Consider the following 25,304-nt stretch of genomic DNA (forward strand, 5'->3'; position numbering starts at 1 on the left):
CGACTCGGCTATGGCCTTGGCTCGGCCCTTGGCCTCACCCTCATCGCCAGAACGGTCAGCAACGGATGCCGGTCGGCCTCGGCCGTATCAGTGACCGGCCGGAGCGACCCCATGGAGAAGACCACCGGTCGTACCTCCCCGCACCCCAGGTCGGTCGTCGTGGCGAACCTGTGGGCCAGGGCCGTGGTCGGTGTGAGGACCAGAAGCACCACGGGACACCGGTGGCGGTGCCGCACATGGGCCGCGTACGCGGGCCAGGAGTAGTGCTTGCGGCTGCCCCAGCCCCGCTGGGACTCGGTGATGACGGCCATGACCTTGACCGGATCGGTGCCCTCATGCTCGTAGGGCGGACGTTCACACACCACCACCGAGTCACTGAGCAGCTCCGACGGCGCGGTGTGCGTGGCCTCCACGGCCCCGTCCCTCACGTGTGTGAACTCGGGCAGCGGCATCCCGCTGACTTCACGGAAGAGCTCGACCGCGAATGCGGGGTCGTTGCGGATCAGATCGACGGGAAGCTCGTGTGAGACTGAGGGCCTGTCCGGGCACTAGCGAGATACCCATCATCGCCGCAGGTCAATGGTGGTTCACCAGGAAAAGTCACCTCGCCGCCGACACAGTCGACGGTCAGAGGTCGACGCCGACCTCACCACCGACGAGGGCCTCGACACCGCTCGCCGCCATGGGGCGCGCCACCAGGAACCCCTGGCCGTGGTCGCAACCCATCGCCCGCAACTGCTCCAGCTGCTCGGGACGCTCGATGCCCTCGGCCACCACCTGCACGCCCAGGTCCCGCCCGAGCTGGATGATCGTGTGCGTGAGCAGTGTGACGGTGTCGTCGCGGCCCAGGTCGGCGATGAAGGACGGGTCGATCTTGATCGCGTCCACACTCAGCTCGCGCAGGTGCGCCAGAGACGCGTACCCCATCCCGTAGTCGTCGATGGCGAGCTGCACCCCCAGGGCCCGCAGCTCGCTCAGCCGCGCCACGGCCTCCTCCCCGTTGTCGAGCAGGAGCTCCTCGTCGACCTCCAGGGTCAGGACCTCCGCGGGCAGCCCCGTGTCGGCCAGCACACCCTCCACGGTCGAGACGAAACGCTCGGAGAGCACCTGCTTGGCCGACAGGTTCACCGACAACCCGATGTCCCAGTCCGAGACCCGCCACACGGCGACCTTCTGGCAGGCCTCACGCAGGATCCACTCCCCCAACGGGACGATGAGCCCGGATTCCTCGGCTGCCCCGAGGAAGTCCTCCGGCGGCACCGTGCGCCCCTCGTGGCCCCAGCGCACCAGAGCCTCCACGGTGGTCACCTGCGAGCTGCCCAGGTCCACGATCGGCTGGTACTCCAGGTAGAAGTCACCGGCGTCCAGGGCCTCGCGCAGATGTATCTGCAGTTCCAGCCGGGAGATGACCTTCTCGTGCATGTGGGCGGCGTAGACCTCGACCGTGCCGGCGCCGCGTTCCTTGGCCCGGGTCATGGCCACGTCGGCATTGCGCAGCAGTTCCCCGCTGTCCATTCCGGTCTCGGCGAAGGCCACACCCAGGCTGGCGGTGAGCATGATGTCGCGGTCGGCGACCTGGAAGGGTTCGGAGGCGATCACCCGGCCCAGACGCTCGGCCAGGTCCACCACACGCTGGGCCTTGCCGGTGCTCTCCACCAGGACGGCGAACTCGTCCCCGCCCCACCGGGTCAGGGTGGAGGAGGAGTCCAGTTCCCCGCGCAACCGCCGCGCGGCCTGCCCCAGCAGGTGGTCGCCCCGTACGTGGCCCGCGGAGTCGTTGACGGCGGTGAACCCGTCCAGGTCGAGGAAGACCACCGCGACCCCGTCGACGGGCTCCTCGCTGATGGCCCGGTGTGCCAGGACGTCGCTCGCCCGCTCCTCCAGGTAGGCCCGGTTGGGCAGCCCGGTCACCCCGTCGTGGAAGGTCAGGTGGCGCACCTCGTTCTGCAGGGCCACCTGGGCGGAGATGTCGCGGGTGGTGACCAGCAGGCGGTCCGGTTCCCCGGGCTGCTCGTACAGGGACACCGTCGACTCGGTGTGGCGCCAGGTGCCGTCGGCGGCGGCCACCCGCAACCGCAGGTGCATCCCTTGGGAGGTGCGTTCGGTGAACAGACCGCTGACGGAATCGGTGCGTTCCAGGTCCTCCGGGTGGATGAGCGCCGTGATGGGGGCGGCGAGCACGTCGTCGAGGCGGTAACCGAAGGCCTCCACCGTCCCCGGACTCACGTAGTGGACGCTGGCGTCCTGGTTGAGCACCAGGATGACGTCACCGCTGTTGCGTGCCAGCTCGTTGAAGTGGCCCTCGCGGTTGCGCACCATGCGCGACAGGGTCGCGTTCTCCTCCAGCATGCCCAACACGCGGACCAGCAGCACGAGCACGGCCGTGCCCGCCGCCAGCGGCAGGACGGGGGCGATGGCGCCCATACGCAGGGCAGCCACGGTCAGCACCACCGTGGCCGCCGCCAGCGCGCCCACGGCCGCCAGCTCGGGCGCGAACCGGTACAGGCCGCGTCCGGTGATGCGCCGGGGGTCGGTGCCGGTGCGGTGCTGCACCATCCAGGGCAGGGCCGCCAACAGGGCCAGGCCCAGGAACCGGATCGGGTGTTCCACACCACCGGCCACGGGCGGACCGGTCAGGCGGGTGATGGCTGCGAGCATGTCCGCGGCGGCGATGGTGATCAGCGCACCGATCACCAGGAGCACGGCCCTGCGGGTGCTGTGCGGCGACATGAACACCAGCGGCACCAGCAGGCACAGGACCACGATGTCGGCGACCGGATAGACCAGCGCGAACCCGAGCAGCCCAGCGCCCTCCCCCAACTCCTCGTAGAGCGGGGAGAAGATCAGCAGCCACACGATCGCGAACACCGCCGCCGCACACACGTAGCTGTCGGTGATGTGGCGTGTGGCGGTGCGCACGCCCCCGGGCCAGGGCGCGAACCGGGTGAAGCCCACCACGAACAGCGGGAGCGCCGCCAGGGAGAACAGGTCGCCCAGGGTCAGGGACAGCATCGAGGTGGTGGTGAACAGGCCGGTGCTGGCGTGGGCGAACCCGCCCGCGCACCAGGCCAGGGCGGCAAGGCCCAGGAAACGCAGGGCCATGGGGCTGTCGGCCCCGTCGGCATGGCTCTCGTGGTCGGACCCGGTGGCCGCCCAGCGGCGCGAGGCCACCAGAAGCGACAGACCCGCGAACCCCGCCGTCACGGACGTGGGCCACTCGGCCATCTCCACGGCCAGTGTGTACTCGCCCAAAGGGACGAACGTGGTGGCGGCATAGACGCCGAAGAACACGAGGACACCGGCCAGCCACCCAAGACACGTCGTGGTACCCGCCTTCGGGGTCGCCTTCGGTGCGGCCGGGGGCTCCACGGCTCGGGGCCGCCGGTTCGCCTCCTCGGTCATGGAGTACACACCCTCGCTCTTGTCGGCCGGGCACCGTCCTCGGCGCCCGGCGGCGCGTCCGGCTCGCGCGGACCACGCGGGACTGGATCGGTCCCGTCCACCACGCCGGACGTGCCCTCTTGCACGCCCGGGCCCGATGGCTCCACAGCCCCCTGTGCGTCGCAACCCTACGCAATCGAGGTCACACACGGATTGAGGGACGGATGAGAGTCGGGCTCCCCCTCCGCACACACGGAAGGGCACCTCGGCCCGGGCCGGCCGGGACGGGGTGCGTCCGCGCAGCACTGCACGGCAGAGCGTTCCACCTGGGCTCGGGCGCTTGAGCCGCGCTCGGGAGCGGGGACCGGGACACGGCACAGTAGCACCTGTGGGACGCAGACACCGGCGGAGACCGGACGGCCTTCTCCGGCGTTCGGTGGGCACACAACGTGACCACCGTCGTCCGGGCCGGGCAGGGCCCGGCCCGGACACGAGGGATCAGGAGACGCCGATCTTCTCCAGGATGAGTTCACGGGCCCGGCCGGCGTCGGCCTGGCCGCGCGTGGCCTTCATGACCGCGCCGACGAGAGCACCCGCCGCGGCCACCTTGCCGCCGCGGATCTTCTCGACGACATCGGGGTTTCCGGCGATGGCCTCGTCCACGGCGGCGCCCAGGGCGCCGTCGTCGCTGACGACCTCGAGGCCGCGCACCTCGACGACCGCGTCGGGCTCGCCCTCACCGGCCAGTACGCCCTCCACGACCTGGCGGGCGAGCTTGTTGGTGAGCTTGCCCTCGGCAACCAGCGCGATGATGCGGGCGACCTGGCCCGGGGTGATGTCGAGGGAGGAGAGCTCGACCTCCTGCTCGGTGGCGCGGCGGGAGAGCTCGTTCAGCCACAGCTTGCGTGCCTCGTTCGACGGCGCGCCCTCGGCGACGGTGGCTTCGACCAGATCGATGGCGTCGGCGTTGACCAGGTCGCGCAGCTCGGTGTCGGTGAGATCCCACTCGGCCTTGACACGGGCGCGCTTGGCAGCCGGGAGCTCGGGCAGGGTCGTGCGCAGTTCCTCGACCCACTCGGCGGAGGGGGCGACCGGCACCAGGTCGGGGTCCGGGAAGTACCGGTAGTCCTGGGCCTCCTCCTTGCTTCGGCCGGAGGTGGAACGGCCCAGGTTCTCCTGGAAGTGGCGGGTCTCCTGGACCACACGCTCGCCGGCGCCGAGCACGCCGGCCTGGCGCTCGATCTCCGAACGCACGGCACGGTCGACCGAACGCAGGGAGTTGACGTTCTTGGTCTCGCTCCGGGTCCCCCACTCGTCAGCGCCGCGCTCGTTGATGGAGACGTTGACGTCGCAGCGCATGGAGCCCTCCTCCATGCGCACGTCGGAGATGCCCAGGGAGCGGGTGAGGTCGCGCAGCTCGGCGGCGTAGGCGCGGGCCACCAGCGGGGCGAGCTCACCGGTGCCGGTGATGGGCTTGGTGACGATCTCCAGCAGCGGGATGCCGGCACGGTTGTAGTCCACGTTGGAGTGGCTGGCGCCGTGGATCCGTCCGGTGGAGCCGCCCACGTGGGCGGACTTTCCGGTGTCCTCCTCCATGTGGACACGCTCGATCTCCACGCGGAACTCGCGCGGACCCTCGGGGGTGTCGACGGTGACGTCGAGGTGGCCGTCCACGCAGATCGGCTCGTCGTACTGGGAGATCTGGTAGTTCTTCGGCATGTCCGGATAGAAGTAGTTCTTCCGGGCGAACCGTCCCCACGGTGTGACGGAGCAGTTCAACGCGAGTCCGAGACGGATCGCACCCTCGACGGCCTTCTCGTTGACGACCGGCAGCGAACCGGGGAAGGCCAGGCAGACCGGGCACACCTGTGTGTTGGGCTCGGCTCCGAACGTCGTGGAGCACGAGCAGAACATCTTCGAGGCGGTACCCAGCTCGATGTGGGTCTCCAGCCCGAGCACCGGCTCGTACGTTTCCAGAGCCTGCTCGAAGGCCACCGGCGTGGGGCCGTCGTTGGTGGCAGGGCCAGGAGTTACCGCGTGGGCCATCGCCGCAAACCCGTTTCCGTAGAGGACATACCTTCCTGCTCAGCCTACCGAGGTCCGAGGGGTGACCGTCCCGGGACCGGGGACCATGTCATCGACGGATGTCACGGCGAGCACACGATTGGGCTTCCGTAGGGCAGTTCGGCGCGTAGGGGCAGGGCGTGGGCGTTACTGTTGACGCCCGAGAAACGGTTTCGCCGGTCGGCCAACGGTGGCCCGGCCGCCTTGCGCACGGGAGCTGCCGATATGACGGGCATCCTGCGTCGGTGCGCCGCTCTGCTCTCCACGGCCGCTCTTGGGGCCGCCATGACGAGCGCGCCCGCCGCCTCCGAGGACTTCTCACGAGTGAACGGCACGCCCGTACACGGTGTGCCGGCCGTGCTCGCCTCCGGGGAGGAGGAACCCACCGCCCTGTACGGGCTGCGGGTGGGAGAGCACGGCTCCGTGCACGCGTACGCGGCCTCCACCGACCACGAGGTCCAGGCCAACTCCGCCTATGTCGAGTCCGGGTGGAGCGGCGTCGAAGGGTGGTCGGGGACCGACGAGGAGACCGATCCTTCCCACCGCGCGAACTGGGTCGTCTCGAACTCCTACCCGAACGTGCCCCTGCCCGAGCTGGCTCAGGAGGTCGGCCACCCGGACCTGGACGAGGCCCAGGCGGTCGCCGCCACCCAGACGGCCCTGTGGCGGGTGCTCGACGGGGTGGAGCTCTCCCCCGAGGCCAACGACCCCGCCGTGATCGACCTGCACGACCACCTGGTCGAACACAGCGCCGGCTCCGAGACGGGCGAGCCCGCGAGTTCGGTGGAGGTCGATCCGCCCCACCTGGAGCTGGCCTCCCCCGAGGAGCCCCTCGGCCCCCTGGAGCTGAGCAGCACCGGGGACGGCCCTCTGGCGCTGTCGCTGCGCGGGGCTCCGGAGTCCTGGCTGGTCGACGCCGGCGGGCGGCAGCTCGGTCCGGTCCACGACGGCGACGAGGTCTATCTGGACGTGGCCCCCGACGTCTCCTCAGGTGTGGCCACCCTGCACGTGCGCGGCGACGGGGTGCCCCTGCCCGAGGGGCAGCTGTTCACCGGACGCGACGGGGTCAGCACCGCCCCGCTCGTCACCGCCGAGCCGGGTACCGCCACCAGCACCGCCACCGCGACGCTCACCTGGTACCCGCACGAGGACACCCCTTCGGGTGACGAGGAGGAGGAGCCGGAACCGCCGGCCGACGAGACGCCCGAGCCGGACACCGGCGGAGAGGCCAGGGAACCGGAGACCGAAACCGAGGAGACCGCGTCCGGAAACCATCTGGCGACCACGGGGACGTGGTTGAGCGGTCTGCTCGTCATCGCGGGGGCCCTTCTCGTATCAGGCCTGCTCATTTTGGTCCTGGGACGTAAACGTCGAGGCTGACTCCGCGTCGTCGAAAAATCCGGACCCCTCTCTGTCCTCTGAAATGCGGACTTGTCCCCTACGCGCTTACTTCGCGTCCGCAATCCATCACATTTTGGGGAATCCGGTTGGAAGCAGGCGCGGTGATGGCTAGTATCGGGCAAGCGGTTCAAGCCCTACACCGACGAACGCACCCCGCTCATGCGTTGGCGCGCCCCACCTCCGAATCACCTCCGTGCCCCGGGCGCATGCCCAAGACGGCTCCGCACCCGTGGAACCGCCGTCGGTGCCCACCGCTCCACCGCTCGACGACACCCCGTCCGCGAGCGGCCTCCATCCGGTCATCCCTACGACACCGGGAAGCAACAACGTGAATCTTTTCTCTCTCCCCCGTTCCGCCGGGCGCACGGCTCTCTCCGCCACCGCCGCGGCCGCCCTGGCGTTCGGCCTCGCGGCCCCCGCCTCGGCCGACACCACGGAGACCTACGAGGGTGCGGTCCGAACCCAGTTCACCGGCAATGAGCAGAGTGGCGAGAACGTCACCATGACCGGTGGCACGATCGGCACCAACCTCTTCCGCCTGGAGCAGGAGAACGGTGACACCGTCACCGCGTACTGCATCGACTTCGAGACCAACATCGTCGGCGGTGCCTGGTACCTCGAGGACGACTGGGCCAACTACCCGGGCAAGGGCGAGTTCGCCGAGCCCGGCAAGGTCCACTGGCTCCTGCAGAACGGCTACCCGTCCGTGAGCGCCGAGGAGCTGGCCGAGGCCTCTGACGCCAACAACGGCCGGACCACCGAGGCCGAGGCCCTGGCCGCCACCCAGGCCGCCATCTGGCACTTCAGCAACGACGAGGACCTGGTCCGCGGGAACGGCAACGTCACTGCGATCTACGACCACCTCGTGGAGAGCGCCGAGCCGCTCCCGCAGGGCGAGCCCGAGGCATCCCTGTCCGTGAGCCCCGACAGCGCCGCCGGCCAGGCCGGCGAGACCGTCGGCGAGTTCACCGTCAGCACCAGCGCCGAGCAGGTGCCCGTCGAGCTGACCGCGCCCGACGGCGTCGAGCTCGTCGACCTCGAGTCCGGCGAGAGCGTCGAGACCGTCGCGGACGGCTCCACCGTCGGCTTCTCCGTCCCCGAGGACACCGAGCCCGGCGAGGCCTCCTTCAGCCTGGAGACCTCCTCCACCCTGGGACAGGGACGCCTGTTCAAGGGTGAGGACCCCAACGTCCCCACCCAGACCCTCATCACCGCCGAGGACAGCACCGTCACCGCGTCCGCCTCGGCCGGTGTCGAGTGGAGCGAGGCCGACGAGCCCGAGCCCGAGCCCGAGGAGCCCACCGAGCCGGAGCCCGAGCCCGAGGAGCCCACCGACGAGCCCACCGACGAGCCCACCGACGAGCCCGGCGACGACAAGCCCGCCCCCGAGGACGAGGACGAGCCGGAGCTGCCCGTGACCGGTGGAGCCCTCGCCGGCCTGGTCGCGGCCGGTGTCGCTGCCCTCGGTGCCGGTGGCGGCGCGCTGTACCTGAGCCGTAAGCGCAAGGCCGATGCCGGGGCCGAGGAGACCGACGCCTAGAGCGTTCGGTCCCCGCACCACACACCAGGGCCCATCCGCCACGCGGGTGGGCCCTTTCCCATGCCCGGTAAGGGGCCACGTGAAGGGCTCGGCCCCAGCGCAGGCGCACGCATGACGAAGGCCCGCCACCCCTCGAGGTGGCGGGCCCGGGCCAGGAGCGGGCGGTCCGCGTCAGGCGGACGCGACCGCGTACGGGTTCCGCTCCAGCAGCGCACCGTCACGCTCGGCCAGCGAACGCTCGACCGCAGCGGCGACCCGGTAGGTCCGGTCGTCGGCCAACGCGGGCGCCATGATCTGGAAACCGACGGGCATCCCGTCCTCCGGCGCGGTCCCGCACGGCACCGACAACGACGCGTTCCCCGCCAGGTTGGAGGGGATCGTGCACAGGTCGGCCAGGTACATCGACACCGGGTCGTCCGAACGCTCCCCGATCGGGAAGGCCGTGGACGGCGTGGTCGGCGAGACCAGCACGTCCACGTTCTCGAACGCGGCGTCGAAGTCGCGCTTGATGAGCGTGCGCACCTGCTGTGCGCTGCCGTAGTAGGCGTCGTAGTACCCGCTGGACAGCGCGTAGGTGCCCAGCATGATCCGGCGCTTGACCTCGGGACCGAAGCCCTGCGCGCGGGTCAGCGACATGACCTCCTCGGCGCTGCGGCTGCCGTCGTCGCCGACCCGCAGCCCGTACCGCATGGCGTCGAACCGGGCCAGGTTCGAGGAGGCCTCGCTCGGGGCGATGAGGTAGTACGCGCTCAGGGCGGCGTCGAAGCTGGGGCAGGAGACCTCGACGACCTTGGCGCCGAGCGACTCCAGCAGCTCCACGGTCTCCCGGAACCGCCGGCGCACGCCCTCCTGGAACCCGTCGTTGTCGAGTTCCTTGACCACGCCGATGGTCAGGCCCTCGACCTCGCCGTTGCGCGCGGCCTCGACCACCGCCGGCACCGGGGCGTCGACGGAGGTGGAGTCGCGCGGGTCGTGGCCGGAGAAGGCCTCGTGCAGCATCGCGGCGTCGAGGACGTTGCGGGCGAAGGGGCCCGGGGTGTCCAGGGACGAGGCGAAGGCGATGAGCCCGTAACGGGAGGAGCCGCCGTAGGTGGGCTTGCCGCCGACCAGGCCGCACACCGCGGCCGGCTGGCGGATCGACCCGCCGGTGTCGGTGCCGGTGGCCAGGGGCGCCTCGAACGCGGCGACCGCGGCCGAGGAACCGCCGGAGGAGCCCCCGGGGATGCGGGCGGTGTCCCACGGGTTGCGGGTGACCTTGTACGCGGAGTTCTCCGTGGAGGAGCCCATCGCGAACTCGTCCATGTTGGTCTTGCCCAGGATGACCAGTCCCGCCTCGCGCAGCCGTGCGGTGACGGTGGCGTCGTAGGGCGGCTGCCAGTCCTCCAGCATCTTGGAGGCGGCGGTGGTGGGCATGTCCGAGGTGGTGAACACGTCCTTGTGGGCGATCGGGACCCCGGCCAGCGGGCCGAGCTCCTCACCGCGCGCCAGGCGTGCGTCGACGTCGCGGGCCTGCGCCAGCGCGGTCTCCCGGCGCACGTGCAGGAAGGCGTTGATGTCGCCGTCGACGGCCTCGATGCGGTCGAGGTAGGCGGTGGTCGCCTGCTCCGAGGTCACTTCACCCGCGCGGATGGCCGCGCCGAGCTCGGACGCGGTCATGCTGATGACGTCGCTCATCCGTTACCCCTCCTCCCCGAGGATCCGCGGGACCCGGAATCGCTGGTCCTCCACCGCCGGCGCCCCGGCCAGGGCCTGCTCGGGGGTGAGACCGGTGCGGGCCTCGTCGGGACGGTAGACGTTGGTCAGCGGCAGGGCGTGCGAGCTGGGCGGGATGTCGCCCTCGGCGACCTCCTGCACCTTGGCCACTGCGGTGAGGATGTCACCGAGCTGGGCGGCGAGCGTGTCGAGCTCGCTCTCGTCGAGCGCCAGCCGCGACAACCGGGCGAGGTGCGCGACCTCATCGCGGGTGATGGCGGTCATGTATGGCTAACCGTTTCTTCGACGGACGGACTATCTCGCCCAATCCTATGGCTCCGCCACGGGTACCGGCGCCGGTCCGGGCTTACCGACGACGGACGGACACAACGCTCACAGATGTGGGCGCCGGCTGGTCCCGGTTCCGGCGGAAGCTTCAGTACTTGGCGCAGTGGGCCTCGAGCCAGGTCACGACGTCGCCCGCGGGAAGTGGAGAGGAGAAGTGGTGCCCCTGGGCGGTGTGGCAGCCGGCCTCGCGCACGGCGTCGGCGAGCTCGGCGGTCTGCACCCCTTCGGCGGTCGCACGCATCCCGAGCGCCCGCACCAGGGCGATCCCGGCGTGCACGACCGTGTGGTCGTCCTCACGCAGGCGGGCCACGAAGGAGCCGTCGATGTTGACCTCGTCCAACGGCAGCCCGGCGAGCTGGGCCAGCGTGAAGTGTCCGGGGCCGAAGTCGTCCAGCGCGAGCCCCACACCCAGGTCGTGCAGCCTCCGCACGGCCTGGGTGGTGTCCTCCTCGTTGCCGATGAGGGCGCTCTCACCGATCTCCAGGACGAGCCGCTCCGGCTGCACCCCGTGGTCGCTCAGGGCGGTGGCCACGACCGAGGCCAGGCCCGGGTCCGTGAGTTCGCGCGCACCGAGGTTGACCACCACCGGCAGGTCCCATCCGTGCTCGCACCACTGCGCGGCCGCCGACAGGGTGGTGTCGAGGACCTGGCCGGTGAAGGTGCGGTAGAGGTTGGACTGCTCCACGACCGGTATGAACTCCGCGGGACCCAGCAGCCCCCGGGTGGGGTGGCGCCAGCGGGCGAGCGCCTCGAGCCCCACCGGGGCCCCGGTGCCCAGGTCCACGCGTGGTTGGTAGTGCATCTCCAGGGCGCCCTCGGCCAGACCCCGGCGCAGTTCGCTGTACAGGCTCAGCCGCGCGGTGGAGTTGCGGTCCTTGGAGGGGTCGTAGGTCTCCACGCCCGTACGTCCGGACTTGGCGACGTACATGGCCACGTCGGCGCGCTGCAGCAGGAGTTCGTAGTCGGGGGCGTCGTAGGGGTAGAGCGCGATGCCGATGCTGGCGTCGAGGTCGAAGTCCATGCCTTCCAGGCGCACGGGTTCGGAGAGGGAACCGCGCAGGCGTACCGCCACTTCCCGGGCGGATGCGGCGTCGCGCACCTTCGGCAGCAGCACCGCGAATTCGTCGCCGCCCAGCCGGGCCACCAGGTCCCCGGGGCGGACGCTGTGTGTGAGGCGGTGGGCGACGGTCTGCAGGAGGCTGTCGCCGGTGTGGTGGCCGAGGGTGTCGTTGACCTCCTTGAACCGGTCGAGGTCGAGCAGGAGCAGACCGACCTTGCTGCCCCGGTTCTGGGCGTGGGCGATCTCCCTGCGCGCACGCCTGATGAGGTGTTTGCGGTTGGGGAGGCCGGTGAGTTCGTCGTGGTTGGCCTGGTGGTCGCGTTTGACCGACAGTCCCGCGCTCGCGTAGAGGGCGCCGAGAGGGAGGGCGAAGAGGAACACGTACAGCACCGAGTGGACCATGCCCACCACGACCAGCGGGGCCAGGCTGAGCAGGACCCCGTTGACGTAGAACTGCTGGCCGATGCCGGTGAACAGTATCCGGGACAGGGGCACCCGCTCGTGCAGGGCGACCGCGCAGAGCACCAGCATGCAGTTGACCATGAAACAGACGACACCCGCGGTGGCGACGGCGGCCAGACCGGCGGGGCCGGAGGGGACCCAGGGGCCCGATTGGACCTCTGGGCGCAGCAGGCGCAGGACTGCGTCCGCCGCGCCGAAGGAGAGGACGTACTGCGCGGCGTTGAAGGCGGTGCGGTGGAGGGCGTGCCTGCGTGCGGTGCCCGCGACGACGGCGGCCACGGTCTGCAGGAGGGCGGCGATCGGCAGCCCGTAGTGGATGACCAGGGCGAACGTGAACGGCAGTGAGGTCGCCACTCCGTTGTCGGAGGGCTGTCCCGGCATGGAGATCGGTCTGAGTTCGCCCACGACGATCATGCACAAGAGGGTCCACACCAGGGGTTCGCCGACGAGGTGGCGGAGCTGGCCGAGGCCGAGGTCGACCGAGGCGAGTACGAGCAGGCCGGCACCGGCGACGGTGGTGGTCACCATGTACAGCCAGAGCGGTGTACCGGAACGGGGACCGATGTCCCTGGTGTCGGTGGGCTGCTTCATCCGGGGTCCTTCGTCCGGGAACAGGGCACAGGTGCGGGTACGGGCGGACTGGAGTACCGGCCTCGCACCGTGGAGTCGGGTCCCGGACCCTGGTTCAGGGGGCCCGGTGTATGAGTACCAGCCGTTGTCCTGGCCGGAACCCATGTGGCCTACGTCCGAATCTCGACGATGGTTGTCCACCTTACGCGCCTTCGTCACCAAGTGTCGCCCATTGCAAACGAAACGTGAGACTCGCTGGTCGAGGGCTTTTCCCGACTTCCGTGGGCCCTGACCGCCGTCCCGGGGAGGCGCGTCGGAGGTCCGGCCCGGGTCCGGGGCCCGAGGGGGGCAGGAGCTCGGTGGATCGGGGGTCCGGGGTTTGTTGTGACACAGGGGGCTTGTGGGGCTGGGACTTGTGGGGGGGCTGGGGGTCGGTGCAGGGACCTGGGGGTTCGGCGCGGGGCCGTGGGCGCTTCGGGTCGGGTGGTGAGGGGGTCCTGTGGGATCGGGGCGTGGTTCGGGGTGGCGGGGGCCGGGGTTTCTCCTGGTGCCGGGGGTGGAGGGTGCGTCGGGGCCGGACTACGCCCGACGTCCGACGAACACCATCCACCTCAGCGTGCTCCATGGTCCCGGCCGAGTACCGGACCGACAGGCCCCCACCCGTTACCACCGATGGCCGGGCGCCGGCCCCGCCCGGGGCCGGCCCCGCCGGCTCAGCCCTGCTCGGCCTGGTCGATCCGCACGGCCTCGGCCGCGTCGGCCCCCTGCCGCAGCAGCACGTCGAAGCCCTGCTCGTCCAGGACCGGAACCCCGAGGGAGACCGCCTTGTCGTACTTGGACCCGGGTGCTCCCCCGGCGACCACGAACCCGGTCTTCTTCGACACCGACGCCGTCACACGCCCGCCGCGTTCGGCAACGGCCTCCTTGGCGCTGTCGCGCGTGTAGTTGTCCAGCGACCCGGTCACCACCACGGTCACCCCCTCGAGGGTGCGGTCGACCGCCTCGGAGGCCTCTTCCTCCATGCGCACACCGGCGGCCCGCCACTTCTCGACGATCTCGACGTGCCAGTCCTCGGCGAACCATTCCCGGATCGAACGCGCGATGGTCGGACCCACACCGTCCACGGAGGCGAGCTCTTCCTCGGTGGCCTCCCGGATCGCGTCCAGGGAACGGAAGTGCCGGGCCAGGTCCTCGGCCGCGCGGGGACCCACGTGCCGGATCGACAAGGACACCAGGATCCGCCACAGAGGTTTGGTCTTGGCCTCCTCGAGCTGCTCGAACAGGGTCGAGACGGTCTTCTTCGGCTCACCGTCCTTGTTGGCGAAGAACGAGACCACCTTGGGCTCGCCCGTCTTCGGATCGGTCTTGGGTTCGGTGGTGTCGGGGTCGAGCACGTGTGTGCGGATCGGCAGGAGCTGCTCGACGGTCAGGTCGAACAGGTCCCCCTCGTCGGCCAACGGCGCCTCGGCCGGCTCCAGCGGCTGGGTCAGGGCGGTGGCGGCCACGTACCCCAGCGCCTCGATGTCCAGGGCCTTGCGGCTGGCGATGAAGGAGACCCGTTCCCGGAGCTGCCCCGGGCAGCGGCGGGTGTTGGGGCAGCGCACGTCGACGTCGCCCTCCTTCTGCCGACCGAGCTCGGTGCCGCACTCGGGGCAGTGCGTGGGCATCTCGAACTCGCGCTCGCTGCCGTCACGGCGGTCGGAGACGGGGGCGAGGATCTCGGGGATGACGTCGCCGGCCTTGCGCAGCACGACGGTGTCGCCGATACGGACCCCCTTGCGGGCGACCTCCTGGGCGTTGTGCAGGGTCGCGAACTCCACCTCGGAACCGGCGACCGTGACCGGCTCCATGACGCCGTAGGGGGTCACGCGCCCGGTACGGCCCACACCGACCTTGATGTCGGTGAGGGTCGTGGTGACCTCCTCGGGCGCGTACTTGTAGGCGATGGCCCAGCGCGGGATCCGGCTGGTGGAACCGAGGCGGCGCTGCAACGAGAAGTCGTCGACCTTGACCACGATGCCGTCGATCTCGTAGGCGGGTTCGTGGCGGTGCTCGGCGTAGTAGGAGACGTAGGCGCGGACCTCGTCCATGGTCGTGGCGACCTGGTAACGGTCGCTCAGCGGCAGCCCCCACTCCCCGAGCAGCCGGTAGGCCTGGGACTGGCTGGTGAAGGCGACGTCGCCCTCCCTGTCGGCTTCGCTGTCGCCGGAGCCCCTGCCGCTCGCGGTGCCGCCGGCGGGGGTGTAGGCACCGACCCCGTGCACGATCATCGTCAGCGGCCGCGTCGCGGTCACCCGGGGATCCTTCTGCCGCAGCGACCCGGCGGCGGCGTTGCGGGGGTTGGCGAAGGGGGTGTGTTCCTTGGTCTCGGTGATGCGGTCGTTGAGGGCGTGGAAGTCCTCGACCTTCATGAAGACCTCGCCGCGCACCTCCAGGAGTTCGGGTGCCGGGCGTACGCTCTCGTCGAGGCGTTCGGGGATCGTCCCGATGGTGCGCACGTTGAGGGTGATGTCCTCCCCGACCCGGCCGTCACCGCGGGTGGCGGCCCTCACCAGGCGCCCGTGCTCGTAGACGAGGTCCACCGCGAGACCGTCGATCTTGAGCTCGCACAGGTAGGCCTCGACCGGAACCTCGGCCGATGCACGGTCGGCCCAGGTATTGAGCTCATCGACCTCGAAGGCGTTGCCGAGGCTCTCCATGCGCACCAGGTGCTCGACCTCGGCGAAGTCCACGCTGATGGGCGCGCCGACCTTCTGTGTCGGGGAGTCCTGCGTGATGAGGATCGGGTAGCGCTCCTCGAGACGCTCCAGCTCCGCCATGAGCGAGTCGTACTCGGCGTCGGCGATGATCGGCCGGCCCATGTAGTACCGGTAACTGTGGTCGTCCAGCTCACGGGCCAACTCGCTGTGGCGGGCGCGGTCCTCGTCGGGGACGGGGCTCTTCTGGTCGGACGCGCTCACGGCCTGCCTTTCTGCTTCGGTTCTCGCCTGGGGTGGACGGTGCGGACGGGTGTCCACTGCGGGTCGGGTGGACCCGCGGTCATCGGCCTGGGGCCCGGCCCGCGGTCCTACCTTCCGGGTTCGTCTCGCAGGACACGTGCCCCGTCCCGGGCAGCCATGAGGGCCGCCCGGGCGTGCGCGGGCGAGGCACCTGCCAGCCCGCACGTGGGGGTGACCGCCACAGCGCGGGAGAGGAGGTCGGGGGTGATGCCCAGCCGGTGCCAGAGCTCGCGTACAGGGTCGACGGTAGCGGCGGGGTCGGACATTCTCGCGTCCGTGTCCGGGGTGTCGCCGGTCGAGGGGACCGTGCCCAGCATCAGGGCGGTACCGGCCTCCACCGCCGTGCCGACCATCTCGTCGTCGTCCCGGGTGAGCCGGAGGGCGTCCAGGCCGAGCGCGTGTGCCCCGCTGCGGCGCATGAGGTCGATGGGCGCCCCGGGTGCGCAGCAGTGCGCGGCCGGGACCGCACCGAGGCCCTCGATCCCGGTGAAGAGGTCGCGGAGCGCGCCTTCGACCACGACCCTGTCGACGGCGGGGTGGCGGCCGTAACCGCTGGCGGTGGGGAGCGTACCGAGCAGTACCGCGGGCAGGGAGGGTTCGTCGACCTGCACGAGCAGGCGGGCCGCCGGGAGACGCCTGCGCACCTCGGCCACGTGCGCGAGCACGCCCTCGCGGTGGGACTCGGCCAGATCGCGTACGGCTCCGGGGTCGGAGACCACGCGCTGGCCCGAACGCAGTTCGACGGAGGCGGCGAGGGTCCACGCCCCGGCGACCTGGATCTTGAGGGTGCCGGCGTACTCGTGGGCGTGTTCGGTGAGTGCGTCGAGGTCGTGGGAGAGAAAGGTCCCGGCGCGGTACAGGTCGCGGCCGGGGCGGTCGACCAGACGCCACCCGCTGGGCTGGACCTCGACGGGCAGGTCGATGAGGAGACCGGCGGCACGGCCGATCATGTCCGCGCCGACGCCGCGTGCGGGGAGTTCGGGCAGGTGGGGTAGGTCGGGGAGCTCTCCGACGATCGTGCGGGCGGCCTCGTCGGGGTCCTCACCCGGCCAGGAACCCACTCCGGTCCAGGAGGCGGCGGGCCAGGGGTAGGGATCGTGCGTACTCACGCTGACCAAGGTTAGGCCCTGTCCGGCGCTCGGTGTTCAGCCTCCGGTACGGCTCAGGCCTGCTGCGCGGTGCCCGGAGTCGCGGGGTCGGACCCGGTCGGCCCTTCGGCGGGCGCGGACGACGAGCGCCCCCACGAGGACGGCGGCGAACGCGACCGCACCCACCGCGGTCCAGGGGGAGTTCAGGAACAGGGCGACCCAGGCACCGACGAGACCGGAGACGACCGAGCCCCAGATCCCGGCCCAGGCGAGCCCGCCGACGAAGACCGCCGCGAAGTACCGGGGAAAGGCCATGCGCACGAGCCCCGCCGAGAAGTTGACTGCGGTCTGCATGCCCACGGTGAAGAAGCTGAGGGTCACCACGGGGGCGCCGTACCGGTCGATGCGTTCCTTGGCCCGGTCCAAGCGCGGGCCGAGGCGCCTACCGATGCGGCTGCGAAGCACACCGGAGCCGATCCCGCGACCGATCCCATAGGTCGCGGGCGCCCGGAGCAGGATCACCACGAGGAGTGTGGCGTAGACGATCCAGAAGGGCTGGCCTTCCAGGAAGGCGAACTGTGGCATGAACGGAACCTCGATCCTCGGCCACCACAACTTTGCATTGCCTTACCTAACTTCGGCAAGAGCTCCGCGGAAGAAACCCGGGGCCGGATGCCCTGCATCACTCCTTCTGCCCGCACGCAGAGAGGCCATCACACCGGTGCGCCCGCCCCGGCCTCCCGGGCAGCCGGAAAACGAACGAGGCGCACCGGTCGACGGGCCTGTCCACCAAGCCCCGGACCGGCGCGCCTCGCCACTCACGCCTTGTGTTCTGTTCGCCGCCGACTACACGCTCCGCACTGCCTCGGCCGCTACGGCGCCCCCGGCGGCCTCCGCACCCTCGGACCGAGCGGTCCCCGAGATCGTCGCGGACCCCAGCACCGTGTCACCGTCGTAGACCACGACCGCCTGCCCGGGCGCCACGCCCTTGGCCGGCTCGGCCAGACGCACGAGCAGCTCCGGGCCCTCCTCGGACTCGCTCTGCCACACCCGCGCGGGGTAGACCTCCCCGTGCGCCCGCAGCTGGACGTGGCACTCGGTCGGCTCGACCAGCGGCGCACTCCCGCTCCACACCGGACGCACCCCGGTGATCTCGTCGACCCGCAGCGACTCGCGCGGGCCCACGGTCACGGTGTTCTCCACGGGCTCGATCGAGAGCACGTAACGCGGGTCGGGAGCACCCCCGAGCCCCAGGCCCTTGCGCTGGCCCACGGTGAAGGTGTGCGAACCGTCGTGGGTACCGAGCACCTTGCCGTCCTCGTCCTGGATCGGACCGGGCCGGGCCCCGATCCGGTCGTTCAGGAACCCCTTCGTGTCGCCGTCGGCGATGAAGCAGATGTCGTGGCTGTCGGGCTTGTCCGCCACCGAGAGCCCACGCCGGTCGGCCTCCGCGCGCACCTCCTCCTTGGTGCAGTCACCGAGGGGGAACATCGCGTGCTCCAGCTGCTCCGCCGTGAGCACACCCAGAACGTAGGACTGGTCCTTGCCCTCGTCCACGCTGCGCACCAGCCGGCCGTCGACCTTGCGCACGTGGTGCCCGGTGGCCACGGCGTCGAAGCCGAGCGCGACGGCCCGGTCGAGCACAGCCTCGAACTTGATCTTCTCGTTGCACCGCAGACACGGGTTGGGTGTGTTCCCGGCCTCGTACTCGGCGACGAAGTCCTGCACGACCTCGCGGTCGAACTCCTCGGACATGTCCCACACGTAGTACGGGATCCCGATGACGTCGGCGGCACGCCTGGCGTCGTGGGAGTCCTCGACCGTGCAGCAGCCCCGTGCGCCGGTGCGATAGGACTGCGGGTTCTTGGAGAGGGCCAGATGAACGCCGGTGACGTCGTGGCCCGCCTCGGCCACACGGGCCGCGGCGACCGCGGAATCGACCCCGCCGGACATGGCGGCCAGTACACGCAAAGTCATAGTGCTTTCCAGCGTATGTGCCCGGGATCGGTCCCGACCACGAAAATCCGTGCCGCGGACTGCGGGGTCGGCCACGCCACCGGGACGCACCCCCGTGCGCCGGCCCGGTCCACGCGCCACGCCCACCGGGACACACGGCCGCGGACCCCGCATCCGGGCCCCCGGGAGACGGGCCCACCCGCGCGTCGGCCCCGGCGCACCGCTTTCCCGACGCGCGAACCCCGATGGGGGCGCAGGTCCGGACCCCGCGCCCCGACGCACCCGCTCCCCCGGCGTCCGGGGTCGGCCCGTGTGGTCACGGAGTTCTGCGAAAATCGGAGCATGGCTCTGTTCCGTCGTCGTCGCCCTGCCGACCCCAGTAACGCAGACACCACTTCCGCCACCAGTGAATTCTGGGAGACCTGGCCCGAGGTGCGCACCGCTCTGGCCGACGCCGTCGCCAAGGACCAACCGGTGCCCTCCGAGCTCTCCGACCGGCTCACCGCCCTGGTGCACAAGATCCACCCGGATCTGGACTGGGAGGTGGGCACCGCGCCCCGTTCCGCCGACAGCGCCGAGGACCTGGACCTGTCGCCGGACGTGGACCCGGAGAAACTCCTCCAGCAGCTCGCCGCGATGGACGACCCCTCGCACCTGACGGAGGGGCCCGAGTACGCGATGACCCTGCGCCCGGGACGCTCCGACGAGGCGCGTGTGCAGTCCGAACGCTGGGCCCGTTCCGCGCCCGACGACGACCAGTGGGTGTTCCATCCCGTCCGCCCGGCCGACCTGGACCAGCTCTCGGGCACGGTGCGCTGGGACGACCACGAGCTCGACCTCTCCCACGTACTGCTGTCGGTGCGGGTGAACCCGAGTACGTCCAAGATCGACGTGGGCGTCTACCACCCCGACAACATGTTCCTGGCGGAGGAGAGCCGCACCCGCATCGCCGAGCACGTGACGCTCCTGGCGCTGGGCGAGGACGACTACGTGCTGTGGATCGGCCGGGTCCACCCGCTCGACGAGAAGCCCATCGACCCGATCACCCCCGCGAACCTGCCGTCGGTGGCCAAGCAGATGGGCGACATGCTCGGCGGCCAGGACGGGTGGGTGCGCGGCACCTACAAGCTTCCGCTGGTCGGCGGCGGCGAGGTCCTGCTGCGCCACCCGCTGAAGCGGCGCAGCTTCCCCGCTCTGACGCTGGCCGCGCACGTCATCGTGCCGTTCACCAACACCGACGAGGACAAGCAGCCCACCGGGGAATCCGAGGAGGCGCTGGAGTCGCTGCAGTCGACCCTGGAGTCGCTGCTCGGCGACAACGGTGCACTGTTCGGGCGCCGGACCGACGGGGGCAAACGGCAGTTCCTGTACTACCTGGACCCGGACTCGGGGGTCCTGCCCCAGTTCGAGAACGTGCTCGTCGACTGGCCCGAGGGCGAGATCAAGCTGCGCACCGAACTGGACCCGGAGTGGCGGCACATCACGATGTTCCGCAAACCCTTCCGGAACCTGTTCGAGAGCTGAACGTCCGGGCGGGCCTCCCGCTCACGTCCGGCTCTGTGCCCGCATGCGTGGGATGTGCCCGGCCGGGCCGCACCCCGGGCTCGGCCGAGGGGTTCTGCTTCTGTACCCCGGTCAGTGGCGGCACGGCCACGGGTGTCGGCGGGAAACGGGAGATCGTGTCAGCGGGAGGAGTCGGCCCGGGGCCCGGCCTCTGAAGACGTGTTTTCGAGGCATTCCCCCGACGGGTTCGTGGCGTGGAACAGGGAGGGATCGCGCGTCCGGTTGCCCGGATCGGGTGTCACGTCCACGGGTTCGGCCCTGGCGAGCGTTCGCGCTAAGACGGCCGCGATGACGAGGGCACAGAAGACGAGGACTCCCCAGAAGAGTGGCGACGTGTAGACCATCGGAACACGGTAGAGCACGTGTCAAGCTTCTGACCAGGGGGTATATCAGTACGAACGCCCGTACACGCGCCGGGAACCGCGGCCACGGGCCGTCTCCAGCACGTGGGGAGCCCGGTGAAATCCCCGCACGTGCGGACACTGTCCACGTGCCCCCGCCGGTCGCCAACGGCCTTCTCCCTGTCGGAACCGGTCTCGGAACAGAGCGGGGGCCTGCCCTGTCGCACACCCCCATCGCCGAGCTCTCCGTTCCCACTACCCTGGTGCGTCATGAGCCCAGAGGACAGGGACCACCGTTGACCGCTTCCCCTTACGTACGCGCCAACGCCGCCCCCGACGCGTCCCGCTGGCGGACCTTCGACGGCCCTGTCGTCCTCGCCGTGGCGCGCACTTTCACCTCCACGGTCCGGATACTGGAGAGCCTGGCCACGTTCCGCGGCGACACCCGTGTCCTCATCGTCTTCGCCTGCGACGACACCTCGGCCTTCAACGCCGGTACCCGTGAGCTGCTCTCCGGCCTCAATGCCTGTGTCGTCCCCTGGGAACACCGCCTGAACATCGATCCCGCCCTGGTCGTCACCGCCACCGAGAACACCGACCTCTCCGAGTTCTCCTGTCCTGTGGTCGTCCTGCCGCACGGCGTGGGATTCCAGAAGTACGTGCCCGACCACCGCACCGACGAGGTCCGCCTCTCGGGTGTACCCCGCGCCGAATTCCAACACTTCCGCCACGTCCACCTGGTCCTGTCCCACCCCGCCCAACGCGAACAACTGCGCCGGGCGGGAGTTCCCATGGCCGAATGGGCCGAGGTCGTCGGTGACCTGACCCGTGACCGCATCGTCGGCTCCGTCCGGTTGCGTGAGGAGTACCGCGCTCATTTGCAGGTGGGCGAGGACCAACGGCTCGTGGTCGTCTCCTCCACGTGGGGAAGGACGGGGTTGATCGGTAGACGTCCGCGCCTGCCGCACGCGCTGGTGGGGGCTCTGCCCAGCGACGGGTACCGGGTGGCGACGATCCTGCACCCCAACGTGTGGTTCGCACACAGCCCCTGGCAGGTCGAGCACATGCTGGCCGATGCCCAGGACGCAGGACTCCTCCTGATCCCACCCGAGTCCGGGTGGGGCGCCTCCCTCGTGGCTGCCGACTGTGTCATCGGTGACCACGGCAGCGTCACCCTGTACGGGGCGATGATGGACCGCCCCGTACTCCTCGCGGCCATGGGCGAGGACTCGGTACCCGGAACGGCCGCGGCCGAACTCGCCCGCCGCGCCTCCAGGTTGGAGACCGAGGGACTACGCTCCCAGGTCGAACGCGCGATCGAAACACACCGTCCGGGGCAGTACGCGGAGGCGGCCGACCTCGCATTCGCTTACCCGGGCCGGGGAGGGCACCGGCTGGCCGACCTGCTGTACGGGCTCCTCGGACTGCGTGCGTACGACCGGGGCGCCGCGGATCGGCTGCTTCCCGGCCCCACCCCGACCAGGTCGCACCGTGCTCCGACCTCGTTCGAGGTGCACGGTTCGTCCACGGCTACCGACGAGGTCAGGATCGAACGCTTCCCCGCCGCCCCGCAGGAGTTCCCCGAGCCCGCACCGGGGACGTTCCGCCACCGGTCGGCCTACGAGAACGAACACCGCAACCAGCTGGTCACGTCGGCCTCTGTGGTGTGCCGCTCCTCCCGGCACGGTGCCGATTCCGGGGTCCGCGACCAGAACTGGACCCAGCATGCTCTGTCGCGTTACCACGGTGCGTTCGCCGTGGCCTCGCCCGTGCACGAGGGGAGCGTGGTAGCGCTGCGTGACGGGCGTTCCTATCTGGTTCGCGGCGTGCCGGACGGAACCCTCCCCCTGGCCGCGGCGGTCGTGTACACGCTGGTGCGTGCACACGGAGAACCCGCAGGGATGTGCAAGGTCCACGTGACAGGACAGCAACCGTGGGAGTGCCGGATCGACCCCGTGCACACGCCGAGTGGAGCAGGCACCTGAAGGAGGACGGCCCAGGGACACCGACAGGCCGACGCACACCGATCACCGGCCGCCGGACCGGCCCCAGGTGCGCAGCCGGTCCATGACCTCCCGCGAACGCGGGCTGCCCAGGGTCCGGTAGATCTGCTCGGCCTCCTGCAACCGGTGGCAGGCCTCCTCGTGCTGCTGCAACTCTTCGAGGACCCCCGCGAGCTGTTCGCACGCCTCGGCCCGGTAATAGTGCCACCCGCCTTCGGCCAGCTCGCTCTCGGCGGTGCGCAGGGTCCACAGCGCACTGTCGGGTTCTCCCGCTTCCGCTTGCGCGCGCCCCAGGGCCGCACAGGCACGGGCGGCCATCCGTCGATCAGGGCCCTCGGGCAGGCCGAGCAGGCGCGCGCGGGCGCCCCGGAGATCGGCGACGGCGGCCTCGTGTTCACCGGCCCTGCTCCGGGCGGCCCCGCGGAAGAGCACCGACAGCGCGGCCCCGCGCACGGCCGACGGGTCGTCGCTGTCCTCGTTGTACCGCACGGACCTGTCGTAGGCGGCGATGGCAGCGGGGAGATCACGAGCTTCCAGATGGCGCCCGTAGAACTCCCACACGGACCCGCTCAACAGTGCATCTCCCACCTGCTCGACCAGGTCCACTGCACGTTCGATACGCTCGGCGGCCGACTCGGCCAGGCCGAGATCGGTGAGGGGCCGTGAGACCAGGGAAGCCAGCCGCGCTTCGGCGGCGGCGTTGCCGGCCAGACGCGCGGCGTCCGTTCCGGCCTCGCCAGAAGAGCGCCAGTCGTGCAGGTAGCGCTGATCCAGGTAGAGGGAAGTGGACAGTTCCGCGAGCTTCCACGCATGCTCGTACAGACCGAGGTCGGCACTGTGCAGAACCACCGCGAGGAGGGTGGGACGTTCACGGGTGAGCCACTGGCGGGCGGCGTCGCGGTCCCCACCGAAGGGGTCCTCGGCGTCCGCCAGGAGGGTGTCGAGGTCGACGATGCGCAAACGTTCGCCCCGTGCCGCCCGTTCCGCGAACCCGAGAACGACGAGGTAGGCGTCCAGCATGCGGGTGAGGGTGCGCGTGCGGTCGGCGGCCCCGTCCTCGGCCCTCGCCCGCTCCCCGGCGTGCGTGCGCAGGAGATCGTGTCGGAAACGGAGTGAGCCTGCACTGTCCGACTCCACGAGGTTGGCCGTGACCAGCTCGGTCACTGCTCCGTCGGAGGTGACCGCCCGCACGGCGGATGCGTCGCAGTGCGGTCCCGGCCAGGACCCCAGCGCCCGGTAGAGGGCTGCCGCGTCGGGTGAGAGGTCCTGGTAGGTGGTCCGGAAGAGCACGTCGAGGTTGTTCCCCTTGTCACCGATGGCTTTCAGGGCGCCCTGGGTACCGCGGACCTTCGCAGCGAGACTGCGCGCACTGCCCTGCCCTTCACGGCAGAGCTGGGCCCCGACCAGGACCAGCGCCAGAGGAAGCCCGCCGCAGACGCCGGTGAGCTCGTCCAGGGAAGCACGGTCCTCGGAGTCCAGGTTCCGCCGGGCACGGTTTTGCAGCAGGTCATGGGCGGCTCGAGGGTCGAGGGGTTCGAGATCGCGCACACGTGCGCCAGGATGGAGTTCGAGCTCCCCGAGATCGGGGCCGTCCCCGGAAACCAGGACGAGGCTGCCGCGGCCGGTGGGGATGAGCCCCCGGACCTGGGCCGGCTCCCATGCGCCCTCGACGACGACCAGCATCCGCTTGTCACGGGTACGGGTGCGGTACTCACCACTCCAGGTTCGGGGGTCGTCGGGTAGCGCGTCCCGGTGTACGCCCAGAGCACGGAGGAACTGTTGGAGGGCCGCGTCACTGTCCTCCCGGGCCCCGCGGGCGTACTCGAAGGTGAGCTGGCCTCCGGTGAAGTACTCCTCCATGGCGTAGGCGGCCTGGCACAGGAGCGCACTCTTGCCGATACCGCGTGTCCCCGAACAGATCACCACCACGGGAGGGCCGTCGGGATCCAGGTTCTGACGGATCCACGCCAGGGTCTCGTCGTGGTTGACGAAGTCGCTCGGCGGCGCCTCGACCTGCATCGGGCTCTGGGACGGGGACTGGACGGGAGGTTCACCGTAGTAGTGGTGGTGCACGTCCCGCATTCTCTCGGCCATGACGAACTGGCCGCCGTTGACGTCGCCTCCGATCGTGTTCGAAGTACTGCCCGTCCGGGAGGGGTCGGCACTCATGCTTCTCCTGGCGTGGGGGCGACACCGATTCGTGGCGGCAAGCCTACCGACGCCCGGAGCAGAGGTGGGGGCGGTGTCCTCTTCCGGCCACGAGGAGGCCTGTCTCGGGGGTCGGGACGAGGCAGGGGCCACGCAGGACTTCTCCCACCCAGGAAGCGTCCACGCTCAGCCACACAAGGGGCTCAGCCTCAGCGCACGTGCGCTGAGGCTGAGCCCCTGGGCCACCCCCGCGCGTGCGGGGAGCACTACCGGGCGAGGTCGCTTCTCCACTGCCACGGGGGACCACCCCCGCGCGTGCGGGGAGCACGGATCCCAGCCCACGGCTGCGACCACGGGCGAGGGACCACCCCCGCGCGTGCGGGGAGCACATGCTGTGGGTCGACGGCTCACAGGACCACGTGGGACCACCCCCGCGCGTGCGGGGAGCACTGTGCCACGTTCTGGGGTTTCCGCGATCCTTTGGGACCACCCCCGCGCGTGCGGGGAGCACCCGCGCACAAGGCTCTGCGCCAACTGCGTGGCGGGACCACCCCCGCGCGTGCGGGGAGCACATGGTCTCCTGCTGCGGCCACGCTTCGCCGTCGGGACCACCCCCGCGCGTGCGGGGAGCACCGCCCAGTTCGGCAGGCCCTCGATGAAGGCCCGGGACCACCCCCGCGCGTGCGGG

Annotated in this window: 15 protein-coding genes and 1 CRISPR repeat array (1 of these 16 running past the window's edge); of the genes, 4 read left to right on the forward strand and 11 right to left on the reverse strand. The window is 70.7% G+C overall.

The genetic code is table 11. The annotated features are described in order from the left end of the window. Positions 1–8: 8 nt before the first annotated feature. From D456_RS25095 to gatB, 3 genes are all read right to left on the reverse strand, one after another. Entirely contained in the window at positions 9–452 is a 444-nt protein-coding gene (locus D456_RS25095) for a hypothetical protein (protein WP_017576980.1), read from the reverse strand. Between the two features lie 175 nt (positions 453–627). Then, complete coding sequence (locus D456_RS0114895; protein ID WP_230479935.1) at positions 628–3,402, reverse strand: putative bifunctional diguanylate cyclase/phosphodiesterase; 2,775 nt, start codon at positions 3,400–3,402, stop codon at positions 628–630. Positions 3,403–3,879: 477 nt separating this feature from the next. Further along, entirely contained in the window at positions 3,880–5,376 is a 1,497-nt protein-coding gene (gene gatB / locus D456_RS0114900) for an Asp-tRNA(Asn)/Glu-tRNA(Gln) amidotransferase subunit GatB (RefSeq protein WP_017576982.1), read from the reverse strand. 294 nt (positions 5,377–5,670) lie between these two features. Here gatB and D456_RS0114905 point away from each other — a divergent pair, with 294 nt between their 5' ends. Both D456_RS0114905 and D456_RS0114910 read left to right on the forward strand, forming a co-directional pair. Further along, on the forward strand, positions 5,671–6,825 hold the full coding sequence (locus D456_RS0114905) for a Cys-Gln thioester bond-forming surface protein (RefSeq protein WP_017576983.1): 1,155 nt from the start codon (positions 5,671–5,673) through the stop codon (positions 6,823–6,825). 349 nt (positions 6,826–7,174) lie between these two features. Further along, the gene (locus D456_RS0114910) at positions 7,175–8,386 is read left to right on the forward strand and encodes a thioester domain-containing protein (protein WP_026115904.1); all 1,212 of its coding nucleotides are present in this window, start codon (positions 7,175–7,177) and stop codon (positions 8,384–8,386) included. A 171-nt stretch (positions 8,387–8,557) separates the two neighbouring features. On the opposite strand, the gene gatA is transcribed toward D456_RS0114910, so the two are convergent. The 7 genes from gatA to mnmA form a co-directional block, all read right to left on the reverse strand. Beyond that, positions 8,558–10,060: an Asp-tRNA(Asn)/Glu-tRNA(Gln) amidotransferase subunit GatA gene (gene gatA, locus D456_RS0114915; protein ID WP_017576985.1), complete on the reverse strand. Its 1,503-nt coding sequence runs from the start codon at positions 10,058–10,060 to the stop codon at positions 8,558–8,560. 3 nt (positions 10,061–10,063) lie between these two features. After that, positions 10,064–10,363, reverse strand: a complete 300-nt coding sequence (gatC, locus tag D456_RS0114920) for an Asp-tRNA(Asn)/Glu-tRNA(Gln) amidotransferase subunit GatC (RefSeq protein ID WP_017576986.1) — start codon at positions 10,361–10,363, stop codon at positions 10,064–10,066. A 151-nt stretch (positions 10,364–10,514) separates the two neighbouring features. Continuing rightward, complete coding sequence (locus D456_RS0114925; protein ID WP_017576987.1) at positions 10,515–12,539, reverse strand: putative bifunctional diguanylate cyclase/phosphodiesterase; 2,025 nt, start codon at positions 12,537–12,539, stop codon at positions 10,515–10,517. A 692-nt stretch (positions 12,540–13,231) separates the two neighbouring features. Beyond that, a complete protein-coding gene (gene ligA / locus D456_RS0114930) occupies positions 13,232–15,478 on the reverse strand; it encodes an NAD-dependent DNA ligase LigA (RefSeq protein WP_017576988.1) in 2,247 nt (748 codons plus the stop codon). A gap of 107 nt (positions 15,479–15,585) precedes the next feature. Then, the gene (locus tag D456_RS0114935) at positions 15,586–16,626 is read right to left on the reverse strand and encodes a methionine synthase (RefSeq protein ID WP_040699393.1); all 1,041 of its coding nucleotides are present in this window, start codon (positions 16,624–16,626) and stop codon (positions 15,586–15,588) included. Between the two features lie 36 nt (positions 16,627–16,662). Continuing rightward, on the reverse strand, positions 16,663–17,190 hold the full coding sequence (locus tag D456_RS0114940) for a DedA family protein (RefSeq protein ID WP_017576990.1): 528 nt from the start codon (positions 17,188–17,190) through the stop codon (positions 16,663–16,665). Between the two features lie 261 nt (positions 17,191–17,451). Beyond that, complete coding sequence (mnmA, locus tag D456_RS0114945) at positions 17,452–18,582, reverse strand: tRNA 2-thiouridine(34) synthase MnmA (RefSeq protein ID WP_017576991.1); 1,131 nt, start codon at positions 18,580–18,582, stop codon at positions 17,452–17,454. Between the two features lie 321 nt (positions 18,583–18,903). On the opposite strand from mnmA, the gene D456_RS0114950 reads away from it, so the two are divergent. Beyond that, on the forward strand, positions 18,904–20,085 hold the full coding sequence (locus D456_RS0114950) for a DUF695 domain-containing protein (protein ID WP_017576992.1): 1,182 nt from the start codon (positions 18,904–18,906) through the stop codon (positions 20,083–20,085). Between the two features lie 676 nt (positions 20,086–20,761). After that, positions 20,762–22,450 carry a hypothetical protein gene (locus tag D456_RS0114955; RefSeq protein WP_017576993.1) on the forward strand — a complete coding sequence of 563 codons (1,689 nt, stop codon included), beginning with the start codon at positions 20,762–20,764 and terminating at the stop codon, positions 22,448–22,450. Between the two features lie 42 nt (positions 22,451–22,492). Here the strand turns inward: D456_RS0114955 and D456_RS0114960 are convergent, their stop codons facing one another. After that, a complete protein-coding gene (locus tag D456_RS0114960; protein WP_017576994.1) occupies positions 22,493–24,637 on the reverse strand; it encodes an NB-ARC domain-containing protein in 2,145 nt (714 codons plus the stop codon). 217 nt (positions 24,638–24,854) lie between these two features. Next, positions 24,855–25,304: direct repeats of the CRISPR family, unit length 29 nt; unit sequence GGGACCACCCCCGCGCGTGCGGGGAGCAC; it runs 250 nt beyond the window's last position.

This window comes from Nocardiopsis kunsanensis DSM 44524, from assembly GCF_000340965.1.
GTDB lineage: Bacteria > Actinomycetota > Actinomycetes > Streptosporangiales > Streptosporangiaceae > Nocardiopsis > Nocardiopsis kunsanensis.

Bases quoted from the DNA above. Each gene is read 5' to 3' on its own strand.
- D456_RS25095 (WP_017576980.1), bottom strand. From the start codon at position 452: ATGCCGCTGCCCGAGTTCACACACGTGAGGGACGGGGCCGTGGAGGCC.
- D456_RS0114895 (WP_230479935.1), bottom strand. From the start codon at position 3,402: ATGACCGAGGAGGCGAACCGGCGGCCCCGAGCCGTGGAGCCCCCGGCC.
- D456_RS0114905 (WP_017576983.1), top strand. From the start codon at position 5,671: ATGACGGGCATCCTGCGTCGGTGCGCCGCTCTGCTCTCCACGGCCGCT.
- gatA (WP_017576985.1), bottom strand. From the start codon at position 10,060: ATGAGCGACGTCATCAGCATGACCGCGTCCGAGCTCGGCGCGGCCATC.
- gatC (WP_017576986.1), bottom strand. From the start codon at position 10,363: ATGACCGCCATCACCCGCGATGAGGTCGCGCACCTCGCCCGGTTGTCG.
- D456_RS0114925 (WP_017576987.1), bottom strand. From the start codon at position 12,539: ATGAAGCAGCCCACCGACACCAGGGACATCGGTCCCCGTTCCGGTACA.
- D456_RS0114940 (WP_017576990.1), bottom strand. From the start codon at position 17,190: ATGCCACAGTTCGCCTTCCTGGAAGGCCAGCCCTTCTGGATCGTCTAC.
- mnmA (WP_017576991.1), bottom strand. From the start codon at position 18,582: ATGACTTTGCGTGTACTGGCCGCCATGTCCGGCGGGGTCGATTCCGCG.
- D456_RS0114950 (WP_017576992.1), top strand. From the start codon at position 18,904: ATGGCTCTGTTCCGTCGTCGTCGCCCTGCCGACCCCAGTAACGCAGAC.
- D456_RS0114960 (WP_017576994.1), bottom strand. From the start codon at position 24,637: ATGAGTGCCGACCCCTCCCGGACGGGCAGTACTTCGAACACGATCGGA.